Annotated in this window: 15 protein-coding genes, 1 tRNA gene and 3 riboswitches; of the genes, 14 read left to right on the top strand and 2 right to left on the bottom strand. The window is 42.2% G+C overall.

Features of this window, described 5'->3' with window-relative positions:
• The first annotated feature begins 166 nt into the window (after positions 1 to 166).
• From V6C27_00880 to V6C27_00850, 7 genes are all read left to right on the top strand, one after another.
• Positions 167 to 415 carry a hypothetical protein gene (locus V6C27_00880; GenBank protein MEG6614979.1) on the top strand — a complete coding sequence of 83 codons (249 nt, stop codon included), beginning with the start codon at positions 167 to 169 and terminating at the stop codon, positions 413 to 415.
• Positions 416 to 493: 78 nt separating this feature from the next.
• Positions 494 to 691, top strand: a complete 198-nt coding sequence (locus tag V6C27_00875; GenBank protein ID MEG6614978.1) for a hypothetical protein — start codon at positions 494 to 496, stop codon at positions 689 to 691.
• A gap of 58 nt (positions 692 to 749) precedes the next feature.
• On the top strand, positions 750 to 1034 hold the full coding sequence (locus V6C27_00870) for a hypothetical protein (GenBank protein MEG6614977.1): 285 nt from the start codon (positions 750 to 752) through the stop codon (positions 1032 to 1034).
• 76 nt (positions 1035 to 1110) lie between these two features.
• Positions 1111 to 1719 carry a rhomboid family intramembrane serine protease gene (locus V6C27_00865; GenBank protein MEG6614976.1) on the top strand — a complete coding sequence of 203 codons (609 nt, stop codon included), beginning with the start codon at positions 1111 to 1113 and terminating at the stop codon, positions 1717 to 1719.
• Positions 1720 to 1735: 16 nt separating this feature from the next.
• Positions 1736 to 2032 carry a hypothetical protein gene (locus V6C27_00860; GenBank protein MEG6614975.1) on the top strand — a complete coding sequence of 99 codons (297 nt, stop codon included), beginning with the start codon at positions 1736 to 1738 and terminating at the stop codon, positions 2030 to 2032.
• A 110-nt stretch (positions 2033 to 2142) separates the two neighbouring features.
• Positions 2143 to 2991, top strand: a complete 849-nt coding sequence (locus V6C27_00855; GenBank protein MEG6614974.1) for a methyl-accepting chemotaxis protein — start codon at positions 2143 to 2145, stop codon at positions 2989 to 2991.
• Between the two features lie 61 nt (positions 2992 to 3052).
• Positions 3053 to 3460: a zinc ribbon domain-containing protein gene (locus V6C27_00850; GenBank protein ID MEG6614973.1), complete on the top strand. Its 408-nt coding sequence runs from the start codon at positions 3053 to 3055 to the stop codon at positions 3458 to 3460.
• 36 nt (positions 3461 to 3496) lie between these two features.
• Here V6C27_00850 and V6C27_00845 read toward each other — a convergent pair whose 3' ends face one another.
• Entirely contained in the window at positions 3497 to 3949 is a 453-nt protein-coding gene (locus tag V6C27_00845; GenBank protein ID MEG6614972.1) for an N-acetyltransferase, read from the bottom strand.
• Between the two features lie 108 nt (positions 3950 to 4057).
• Between V6C27_00845 and V6C27_00840 the strand changes: the two genes are divergently transcribed.
• Entirely contained in the window at positions 4058 to 4798 is a 741-nt protein-coding gene (locus tag V6C27_00840) for an NAD-dependent deacylase (GenBank protein ID MEG6614971.1), read from the top strand.
• Between the two features lie 60 nt (positions 4799 to 4858).
• Positions 4859 to 5566 (top strand): endonuclease/exonuclease/phosphatase family protein, encoded by a 708-nt coding sequence (locus V6C27_00835; protein ID MEG6614970.1) that lies wholly within the window; start codon positions 4859 to 4861, stop codon positions 5564 to 5566.
• A gap of 8 nt (positions 5567 to 5574) precedes the next feature.
• Here V6C27_00835 and V6C27_00830 read toward each other — a convergent pair whose 3' ends face one another.
• Positions 5575 to 6363: a LysM peptidoglycan-binding domain-containing protein gene (locus V6C27_00830; GenBank protein MEG6614969.1), complete on the bottom strand. Its 789-nt coding sequence runs from the start codon at positions 6361 to 6363 to the stop codon at positions 5575 to 5577.
• Positions 6364 to 6365: 2 nt separating this feature from the next.
• A riboswitch (cyclic di-AMP (ydaO/yuaA leader) is annotated at positions 6366 to 6496 on the bottom strand.
• A 180-nt stretch (positions 6497 to 6676) separates the two neighbouring features.
• Here V6C27_00830 and V6C27_00825 point away from each other — a divergent pair.
• The 5 genes from V6C27_00825 (at position 6677) to V6C27_00805 (ending at position 11173) form a co-directional block, all read left to right on the top strand.
• Positions 6677 to 6751: transfer RNA gene (locus V6C27_00825), tRNA-Arg, on the top strand.
• A gap of 162 nt (positions 6752 to 6913) precedes the next feature.
• Positions 6914 to 6998: riboswitch (glycine riboswitch) on the top strand.
• A riboswitch (glycine riboswitch) is annotated at positions 6999 to 7098 on the top strand. It abuts the riboswitch before it with no gap.
• A 129-nt stretch (positions 7099 to 7227) separates the two neighbouring features.
• The gene (locus tag V6C27_00820) at positions 7228 to 8613 is read left to right on the top strand and encodes a sodium:alanine symporter family protein (GenBank protein ID MEG6614968.1); all 1386 of its coding nucleotides are present in this window, start codon (positions 7228 to 7230) and stop codon (positions 8611 to 8613) included.
• A 200-nt stretch (positions 8614 to 8813) separates the two neighbouring features.
• Positions 8814 to 9026: a FeoA family protein gene (locus tag V6C27_00815; GenBank protein MEG6614967.1), complete on the top strand. Its 213-nt coding sequence runs from the start codon at positions 8814 to 8816 to the stop codon at positions 9024 to 9026.
• 11 nt (positions 9027 to 9037) lie between these two features.
• A complete protein-coding gene (gene feoB / locus V6C27_00810; protein MEG6614966.1) occupies positions 9038 to 10999 on the top strand; it encodes a ferrous iron transport protein B in 1962 nt (653 codons plus the stop codon).
• A gap of 15 nt (positions 11000 to 11014) precedes the next feature.
• Positions 11015 to 11173 (top strand): hypothetical protein, encoded by a 159-nt coding sequence (locus V6C27_00805; GenBank protein MEG6614965.1) that lies wholly within the window; start codon positions 11015 to 11017, stop codon positions 11171 to 11173.
• The last annotated feature ends 293 nt before the right edge of the window (positions 11174 to 11466 follow it).

Here is an 11466-nt window from a genome sequence, read left to right as displayed (position 1 = left end):
ATAAATACCTCCTTAAAAAGGTTAGACTTTATCATTATATGCAGACAGGATAAAAAGATTACTAAAAGAAATGTAATATTATAGAATAGTCTACAGGAATCACCATTATACTGTTGAATTCTTGCATTGTTACGGTAGAAACAATTTTAAGAAGGGTGGAAAAACAATGACCATTAAAATTGATGTGGGCGAATTTGTAAAAAAACACCAGGAAGAAATAGAAAGTTTGGTATACATTGCCCTTGATCGTGCCGGTCAAAAAGTAAAGCAACAAGTGGATGCTGGTTTAATCAAAGAAGACTTAGGGGATGTGATGCCAGTAATGCTGCATGAAATGTTGCGTACCCACACGGTATATGTACTGAGATTGGCCGCAGAAATGATTGAAGAAAGCACAAAGGATTTAGAAAAATAAACCAATTTAACCTCTAGACAAAAACAAATGTTTGGTATAATATAAACCAAACATTTGTTTTATGGGAGGTTTTGAGTTATGCAGACAGTGGCTCAAAAACATACGCTAGTTATTGGACATAAAAGGGTGCGGCGCATAAATAATGTGTCCTTAACGGACCAGGTGGCAGACTGGTTAGAAGGGCCAGATACAAATAGCGATAAATTATTTGCTTATGGAGTTTGCCTCGCCTCTGGTATTATGCTTATTGGTAAAATGACCGCATTATTACTGTAAAAATTAGTCTGTATACTAGCTGTTAATTTACCACAACTTATCAAGTGGAGGTATACAAATGGATAACTTAGATGAAGACAAATTGGGAAAACTATTGTTAGAGTTATACAATGCTCAAAAACAGATATTATTTCAAGAAATGATGGTAGAAATCTTTATGAAGCAGACTAAACTGACGGAAGGACAGATGATTACTGTTCTAAAAGCCATGTTGGAACATCGGTGGCTGGTGGCCGATGCTGTTAAAGAAAAGATGTTTTTGCGCCCTGGTTTTGTATTGAGCTTTCCGGTGGTGATAAGCAGCAAAGGCCTCGACTACCTAAAAAGTAAAGGCTTAGTCTAATTGGAAGGCGGAGATTAACACGATACCACTTAAAGATGATATTCCATCTTCGAAGGTACCCATTGTTAATTACCTATTGATTATTATTAATGTTTATGTGTTTATACAACAGGTTTCCTTAGGCCCTTACATGGATGAATTTATTGCCAAATATGCAGTGGTACCCTATCATTTATTAAATTACTACGGACCAATTGAGACCATAGCTAAGTTGACCACCACGATGTTTTTACATGGTGGTTGGATGCATATGTTGGGCAATATGCTTTATCTGTGGATTTTTGGTGATAATATTGAAGGAAGAATGGGGCATGTTAAATACCTTGTTTTCTATTTAATTACCGGTTATGTGGCCACCTTGACCCATGTCTATCTTTTACCAGATTCCACAGTGCCGATGGTGGGGGCCAGCGGGGCCATTGCCGGTGTGTTGGGTGGTTACTTTATACTTTTTCCCCGGGCTAAAGTGCTCACGCTGTTGCCAATCTTTATATTTATAACTTTTGTTCGTATTCCGGCACTATTATTTTTGGGATTATGGTTTATATTACAGGTACTCAATCAAGCCATGGTTTCGTCACCGGATGCCCAAAGTGTTGCTTGGTGGGCACATATTGGTGGCTTTGTGGCAGGGGCAATATTAATCAAGTTTTTTAGTAACAAGCCACAGATTAAATATTATTAAACTTGGGGGTAATACAATGGCAGCAAGGGATGATAAATATTACATAGTAAAGCAACCGGACGAACAATTACACCAATTGCTGGTGGCAGATGTTGAAAATGGTACCCTAAAAGCCCTGAGTAAAATTAATCGAGATCAGTCCATTGTCTACAAAGTATTTATGGAGGACAAAAGCAAAAAAATAAAAGTGCTGGTGGATGGTGAAGGGGATAACGCAGATTACTGCCGGGCCATCAATAACATTGAAGAAAAAATGCTTATTCCCTACGGCAAAACCTGGCAGCGGGTAAAGCCAATAATTATTGAAAGATAACATAGAATTCACCAATTATTGTCTGTGGTTAGCAGGAATGTTCAAAATTTTATAGAAACTTATTAAAAACGTCGGACATAATATTTGAAATATCGTTTTGAGGTGAGTATATGATAACTACGGCAATAGTGGGTGGAGGCAATGGTGGAGCTGCCATGTTGCGGGCCTTTCAGGGAATTCCCGATGTCAAAATCATTGGTATAGCCGATCTAAATGACGACGCGGTGGGTATGCAATTGGCTAGAGAAATGGGTATTGCTACCTACAATGACTTTATGGAAATGTTAAAAATACCCGGTTTGGAAGTAATTATTGATGTAACTGGCGTTAAGGCAGTGCGGGAAAAAATTGAAGCCAATATGTCACCAGAAACATTGTTGGCTGAAGCTAAAGTGGCATTAATGATGTCTTTATTGGCAAATAATAAAGATAACATGTTGGCAGAGTTAAATGAACAGGCCCAGAGTTTGGCTGGCATGGGTGAGGAAATAAGTGCCACCGTTGAACAGGTTCCGGAAATAATTAATGAAGTGTCTGACTTTATCAGAAAGTATGGTGATACTTTAAGCGAAACGATCGCAGATGCTAAAAAACACCTGGATGAAACTGACGAAGTGTTGCAATTTATTCGGAAAGTGGCAGATCAAACCAAATTGTTGGGACTTAATGCGGCCATTGAAGCCGCCCGGGCTGGCCAGCACGGGCGCGGGTTTGCGGTGGTGGCTGAAGAAGTGCGGAAATTAGCGGAACATAGTGCGGTATCCGTGAAGAAAATTGCCACTATTATGAATAATCTAGAGGATGCGATGCTGGCCATTATTAAAAGTGTAGAAGAAAACAGCACGTTGGCAGAGCGCCAAGTGACGGCGGCGGATCAAGTCTCCAATGCCATGACCCAATTATCGCAACTGGCCGAGGACATCAGTAGGTTCTCAGAAAAATTGTCTGACATGCAATAATTAGTTAACAATCCAGCCGGTTTTTAATATAATATGTAAAAACCGTTTAGGAGGGTTCTTGGTGGAATTCTTCAATCGCTTGGGAGAAAGAGCTAAAGAACTTGGGGAGAAGGCAAAGGAAGTTGGTAAACGGCCGACAGAGTTGGTGGAGGTTACCAAGTTAAGATACGAGGTATCTAAGTTAAAAAAGGTGATGGACAACAACATTGAAGCCATTGGTGAGTTGGTATATCGCCAGTTTAAAAATGAACTGGGGCTAGAGGCAGAGATAGAAAAATTATTACAAAATACTAAAAGCCTAGAAGAAAATATCATTTTAACCGAACAGCAAATTGAAAAATTACTGCCTAAGCCGCTGGTTTGCACAAAATGTAACACCGAACTACCCGACGAAGCCATATACTGCCACAAGTGTGGATTAAGGGTTGTCAGCGACCAGAACAACAAACAAGAAAATGAAAGTGAATAATTACTAAACCCACAATTTTGATTGTGGGTTTAATAATTATAGGTTAATGATCACCGCTGTCTCATTGCAATTGGGAAACAACGGACAGTTTACACACTCCTTCCAAACCTTCTGGGGCAGCTGTTCTTTAGCTATGGTACTAAAATTGCAGCGCTGAAAAAAACCAGGTTGATAGGTCAGGGCAAAGACCCGATCAATTTCTAATTCCCTAGCTTCTTGCAAAAATAAGTTAATTAGCTGGCGGCCAATGCCTTGCTTGACGTATTGGGGAGCCACTGCCAGTGATCTGATCTCCGCCAGGTCATCCCAAATGATGTGCAACGAACCGGTGCCAATCACAAGGCCATTATGCTCGGCAACGGTGAATTCCCTCACCCCTTCGTAGAGAGACGACCGTGAGCGGGCAAGCATTTGATTTTGGTTAGCGTACTGGGTTATCAACCGGTGAATTGATTCAATGTCTGAAATCTTTGCTTTGCGGTATAATATCGCCATATTTATCGCCTTCTTTGCTATAAAATTATGCATAATTATAAGTTCTTCTTAATAAATAAAAATCCTGTTTGATAATAATAATTTTAAAAAGGAGAATTGATTTTGAATTACCGAGAGAAAATTGAGCATTTGGTTAGCTTGGTAAAAATTTCAAACAAAACCCTTGTGCTAACAGGGGCCGGGGCCAGTACTGAAAGCGGTATTCCTGATTTTCGCAGTCAAAAAAAAGGTCTGTGGCAAAAGTACAACCCAGAAGAAGTGGCCAGCCTCAATGCCTTAAAAAGAGATCCGGCAAAATTTTATCAATTAAATATGCAATGGTGGCGACGTTGTATAGAGGCGCAGCCCAATGCCACCCATTATGGTCTGGCTCAACTGGAAAAGATGGGGTGGTTGTTGGGGGTAATTACACAGAATATTGATGGGTTGCACCAACGTGCCGGATCCAAACGGGTATGGGAGGTGCATGGTCATTTAAGAACTTGTCGCTGTTTTAAATGTGGCCGGGGGTATGCTTTTAGTCAACTGGAAAGTGGTTATATCTGCCATTGTGGCGGTGTTTTGCGGCCCGATGTGGTACTGTTTGGTGACGCTATGCCAAAGGATTATGCCACAGCAGAAAAGGTGATGTCCGGTTGTCAGCTATTGCTGGTGGTGGGTAGCAGCTTGCAGGTTTACCCCGTGGCCAATTTGCCACAGTTTGCTAGGCGGTTGGTAATAATTAACCATGACCCCACCCCTTGGGATGATCGGGCGGATTTGGTATTAAGGGAATCTTCCGGCCAAGTGTTGGGGGATGTGTTGGCAAATTTGGATGATGAGCAAGGGCCTATACCTTGGTAATATTTTTAGGTTGAAAAACCCCTGTGATGCATAACAATAATATTAGGAGGGATTATTGTTATGTCGGTTTCATTAAGAGTGCTGACACATAATATAAGGCATGGTTTAGGCCTGGATAACAAGGTGTCTTTGGAAAGGATTGCTTGGAATATTTTAACATCTAAAGCCGAGATTTGCGGTATACAAGAGGTGGACAGGTTTTTACCCCGCAGCGGTTTAATCAATCAAGCAAAAAGCTTAGCCAATTTGTGTGGCATGAGTTATGCTTTTGGGGCCAATGTAGGGTGGTCACGGTTGGCTGCCTATGGCACGGCAATACTATCTCGCTACCCAATTATAGCTGTCCATAACTACCCCTTACCAGGGACAGGAGAAAAAAGGGGATTGTTAAAGGTGGTAATTGAGAAGGATAATTTGATAATAAACTTTTTTACCACCCACTTAACCTTAAATGCTGAAGAGCGCATAGCCCAGGTGGCTGCTATAAACGAGGTGCTGGCGACCGTTGAGGGGCCAGTGATTTTAACTGGCGACTTTAATGAAGAGGTGACGGGAAAAGCAGTAAGTTTGTTGCTCTCTGGGGGCATGTTTAATTGCCTGCCCCAGAATGGGGCTGATATACCCACTTATCCCGCAACCAATCCCCAGAAACAGATTGACTATATTTTTGCCAAAGGGCAATGGCAAGTAGCCTTGGCTAAGGTAATAAACAGCAGAGGTTCAGATCATTTACCCTATCTGGTGCAATTGAAAAAAGCTGAGGATTAACCCCAGCTTTATTTGTCATAACTAAATATCAAGTTTCCATGTTGAGTCGCCACCGGCAGTGAACGTAAATAGCTATTTGTTGTACCGGTATCAAAGAAGAAAAGCGCCCCATTGGTGGTGTCGACACCGTTTAATGCCTCTTTAGCAGCAGTGATACAGCTTTGTGGTGCAGCATTATTAATTTTCCCAGTGCGGGCCGGACCAAACTGATTAGGTTGGTAAATTACATCTTTAATGGTACTGGGAAACTTGGGGCTTAGTACTCGATTAACTACCACCGCTCCCACACCCACCTGGGCCTCCCTGGATTCATTTCTAGCTTCGGCAGCAATTAAACGGGCTAGCAAATCCAGCTCTTGGTCAGTGTAGGCAATGGGACGGTTGGTTGCAGATCTGCTGGCCACAGTGTGATTGCCAGGGATCGTTAATACTTGGCCCGGATGAATCGTTGTACCTGAAAGTTTGTTGGCAGCGGCCAATGCTTGGACAGTGGTGTTGTATTTTATTGCAATATCATAAAGGGTGTCTCCCGATACAACGGTGTGCTTTTTTGCAGTTTGGTTTAAGTTGTTGTTTGGGTCCGGTACTTTAAGTTGATAGCCAGGATCTAGAACGGTGGTGGTTAGTTGGTTAAGTTCCATCAATTTATGTACCGTTGTGCCATACTTAGTGCTGATGGAATTTAGTGAGTCACCTGGCGCTACAGTATAGGTACCCGCGCTTGCTGGCATAAAACCAGCAAATGTGATGGTCAATAACGCCCCTATACAAAACAGGGATATTAACTTTTTAATCAATTGCATTTCCTCCTTCGGCCGGCGAGGTTAGTTGACGGGTTCGGGTAGAGGGCACCCTACCAGTTAAGTGGATTCACCCCAAAAAAAATCCCCCGCTCGCTGAAAATTCCCAGCGATTTGGCATTTTAGCAACAGTTACAACATTTTAATTGGTAACAACCAAAAGTAACAACCCGCAAAAAAGCCCTTATTTACATTAAAATTCATGTTTTAGATGTTGACGGGAGTTTAAATTGCGTTTATAATTAATTACTGTGGTATTTATCCTTGATTTTTGTTAAAGAGTTAGCTATAATATTTTAGTAACGCTTTTGCGCCTGTAGCTCAGTGGATAGAGCACCGGCCTCCGGAGCCGGGTGCGCAAGTTCGATTCTTGCCAGGCGCACCAATAATTGAAACCGCAGTTCCTAAAGTAAAGGGAACTGCGGTTTTTTTAATTAGCAATTATTAATTCTGAATTGCAAAAATATAATAACTACTTGGGGGTGGGTTGCACTTTGCACTTCTAAGACTTATAATAACTTTCGTACAATTACATAGCATGATCTGAATGACGCTTATGGGAGAGCGGCCGTTATTGGCCCACCGAAGGAGTTAAACTCTCAGGTGCTTAGTAATAAGTGAGAACCATAAGTTGACAGGACTCTGGAGAGTCCCTGTTTAAACAGGGCGCCGAAGGTGCAAGGCAGCGTTAACGCTGTTCAATCTCTCAGGCAAAAGGACAGAGGAAGAGAAGCGGTTTAGTCAGTTAATTAACTGGCTTACATTTGTTGCAATTATTATTGCTGTATAAACTGCTCCGTCTTTCCCAGAGTCAAATCATTTTGTGATTTGATTTTTTTTATTTTAAAAGGAGATGGAATTATGGATTGGATGACAATGTTGGACAAAATTGACGGTTTCATTTGGGGGCCACCACTGCTGATTTTATTGGTGGGCACTGGTGTTTTATTGACCGTGAGGCTAAAGCTGTTGCAGGTCTTTCGGTTGCCGTTGGCGTTAAAATTAATAGTTAGAGCCAAAAACGAAGGATCTGGTGATGTCAGTAGTTTTGGTGCCCTTTGTACTGCTTTGTCCGCCACAGTGGGAACGGGAAACATAGTAGGTGTGGCCACTGCCGTTGCTGCTGGGGGGCCCGGAGCGGTGTTTTGGATGTGGGTGGCAGCCTTTTTCGGTATGGCCACTAAATATGCTGAATGTTTATTAGCGGTAAAATATCGGTCGGTGGATGCCAACGGACAAATATCCGGTGGTCCGATGTATTATATAGAAAAGGGTTTGGGGAAAAAGTATCGCCCGTTGGCAGTGATGTTTGCGGCCAGTGGCATACTGGTGGCCTTTTTTGGTATTGGTACCTTCCCCCAAGTTAACGCCATTGTTTCTTCGGTGGAATTGACTTTAGGAATTCCGGTTTATGTTACCGCAGGGGTGTTGACGCTGTTGGTGGCATTGGTTACCATTGGCGGTTTAAAACGGATTGCCACTGTTGCCACTAAGGTGGTGCCCTTTATGGCTGTATTCTATGTTTTAATTTGCCTAGGGGTGTTAATTGTCCATGCCAATGCACTGCCCGAAGCTATAAACTTGGTGATTACCAGTGCCTTTACCGGTACCGCAGCAGCAGGTGGCTTTTTAGGAGCTACGGTAATGATGGCTATCCGTAATGGTGTGGCCAGGGGGGTATTCTCCAATGAATCTGGTTTAGGTAGTGCGCCAATTGCGGCGGCCGCGGCAAAAACCAAATGGCCCGCAGAACAAGGTTTTGTATCAATGACCGGTACCTTTATCGATACCATCATTATTTGTACAATGACTGGCCTAACTTTGGTGGTGACCGGGGCTTGGCAAAGTGATGCTGCCGGAGCGGCCATGACCCAAGAGGCGATGGCGGCTGGATTCCCGGTTGTTGGGCCGATTTTACTTACCGTAGGTCTGGCGTTATTTGCCTTCACCACTATTTTAGGTTGGAATTATTATGGTGAGCGTTGCTGTGAATACTTGTTTGGCGTAAAAGCAATTATGCCCTATCGCATTATCTTTATTGGCTTAGTGGCCACCGGTGCATTTTTGAAATTGGATGCCATTTGGCTATTGGCGGATATAGTTAATGGGCTGATGGCCATTCCTAACTTAATTGCTTTGTTGGGCTTATCTGGTGTGGTGGTGGCGGAAACAAATCGTTATCTCCAGCACCTGAAGGCAGAAAGAAGTGTTCAAGTAAAAGGAGAAACATATCAAATAGGAAAATAATGCTTAAAAACCTCACTGGCATTGCCGGTGAGGTTTTTGACTTTAATAATTACAAATAAATTGATGTGTTGACAAATCCCTAGCTACGGACTATAATTTAACTAGCTAATGAAAATGATTTTCAATATTGCCCCAAGGGCATATATTTTTTCGTTAATTGTGAAAATGATTATCAACATCGATTGACAGGGGGAGATATTATGACAATGGATCAAGTAAAACGGGGTCAATTATTCCGTATAGTATCAATACCGGATGAAAGTGTTCGTGCCCAAGCCATTCGCTTTGGTATTGCCGAGGGAGAAGTGGTGGCTTGTGATGAAATCGTGCCGGCAGGACCAATTATTCTGCGCAAAAATCGTCAACAAATAGCTTTGGGCCGGAGGTTAGCAGGCCGCATTATTGTTGAGTAGGGGGAAATTATATGGGACACTGTCATCAAATGGGAATGCATATAGAAGTTCCAGAAAATGCAAAGAAGATAGTTCTAGCTGGCAACCCCAATGCTGGTAAGTCTGTATTCTTTAACTATTTCACAGGTATGTATGTGGATGTTTCTAATTACCCAGGAACGACGTTAGAAATATCCCATGGCAGGATGGGGGATCATGTAATTGTTGATACCCCAGGGGTATACGGAATATCATCATTTAATGATGAGGAGCGAGTGGCCCGTGACGTAATTTTGGCGGCTGATATTGTGGTCAACGTGGTGAATGCTGTCCACTTAGAGCGAGATTTATTTCTCACGCAACAGATCATTGATACCGGAGTGCCGGTGATAGTGGCATTAAACATGATCGATGAGGCGGAAAAACAGGGGATTAAAATTGACGTAGACCTGCTCTCAGATTTACTGGGAGTGCCGGTGTTTACCACTGTGGCAGTTAAAAAAATAGGGCTGGATACCGTTAAAAACAATATTTTTAACGCCCGGCCTGGGCAGATAGATGCTAAATTACAAGGCCAATTGGATCTGATGCTCAATCGGGTGGGCAATCAGGGCGAGGCGCTATTGGTGTTGGAAGGTGACGCTGCTGTTTCGGAACGGCATGGCATTGAACCCGGCAGTGGTCAGGAAGAAATTTATATTAACCGGCGTCAGCGGGTAAATGACTTAGTGCGGCATGTGGTAAAGGAAGAGGGTAAAGAAAGGTCCTTTGCCGCTAAGCTTAGCCGTTTAATGATTAAACCGATAACGGGCATTCCAATGTTGGCGGTAGTGCTGTATATCATGTATAAAGTGATTGGCATCTTTGTGGCCGGTACCATTGTCGGTATTACCGAAGAATCCATTATGCAAGGAATTTATGAACCGGCGATACGCGGTTTGGTCAGTCAATTTGTTGCCGAAGAATCGGTATTAGGTGCAATTTTAATTGGTGAATTTGGCGTTTTGACCATGACCTTTACCTATGTGCTGGGGTTATTACTACCTCTGGTGGCAGGGTTTTATTTCTTCCTCTCGTTATTTGAGGATTCGGGGTATTTGCCAAGGATTGCCGCTTTAACCGATAGGGTGCTCAGCAGTATTGGTTTAAATGGTCGGGCTATTATTCCGCTAATCTTAGGCTTTGGTTGTGTGACCATGGCTACCATTGTGACCAGACTTTTGGGTTCTGACAGAGAAAGAAGAATTGCTATTTTTCTATTGGCTTTAACCATTCCCTGTTCTGCTCAGTTGGGTGTAATTGCCGGCATGCTGGCAGGGATCGGAGCAGGATATGTGTTGCTATATGTAGTGGTTATTTTCAGTGTACTGGTGGTTGCAGGTACACTACTGCATCATATGCTACCGGGGAAGTCTACAGATTTATTGATAGATTTACCAGTGTTGAGATTACCTCGGATTGATAACGTGGTTAAAAAGACTGCCATTAAATCTTATCAGTTTATAAAAGAAGCGTTTCCGCTGTTTGCATTGGGTGCGTTTCTAATCAGTAGTTTTCAAGTTAGCGGTATTCTTAAAGCATTACAAGAATTGCTGGCACCACTGACCGTTGGTTGGCTGAATTTGCCGGCAGAAGCATCTACCGCCTTTGTTATGGGCATAGTCAGACGTGACTTTGGTGCCGCTGGTCTTTCCGAACTAACATTGATGCCTATGCAAACGGTAATAGCTTTAATTACCATTACACTGTTTGTGCCTTGTATTGCATCCATTCTGATACTGTTTAAAGAGCGCAGCAAGGGAGAAGCAGCCATTATGTGGCTGGGTTCATTGCTGGTTGCATTTTTGGTCGGTGGTATTGTGGCTCAATTGTCAAATATTTTTGGTCAAGGTTCACAGGTGGCACCGATTATTGCAATTATAGTCACCGCAGTGGCGCTGGTGGTATTGGGATGCCGATTGCTAAAGAAAAATTCTCCTGCCACCAATCCATAAAAGAAGGTGAGTTTTATGGCAGAGCAAAAAGAATGCGGCGTTATTACTTGTCCCCAATGTGGTTATAAAATAAACGAACTAGATAATTTCCGCTGTCCCCGCTGCAACGCCTCTTTATTGGAAGCAATGAAATGTAGCGGTAACTGTAAAAAATGTGCAGTGAAACATAAGTAAACAGTGGTAAAAAATCGTCTCAAATTTTTTTGAGACGATTTTATTTTGCACACTATTAGGTTATAATTAAGTTGTCCTTTTCGTCACGACCACTAATAGCATAATGGATTTTTATTATATGCATAAATCTTTTTACTAACAATTGACACTTTCGACATAATTCGGCACAAAACTGTTTTGATTTTCGCTGATACATATGGTAAGATTAATTTAAATATAACATCTGCGAAATTATAGTGTATAATAAAGGTGGCATAATAGGGGTATAATTTTTTTTGAATAGTCAATAAGTA

Source organism: Peptococcaceae bacterium 1198_IL3148, assembly GCA_036763105.1.
GTDB lineage: Bacteria > Bacillota > Desulfotomaculia > Desulfotomaculales > Desulfohalotomaculaceae > JBAIYS01.
The sequence above is the reverse complement of the archived record's forward strand: the minus strand, read 5'-3'. Positions and strand labels throughout refer to the sequence as shown.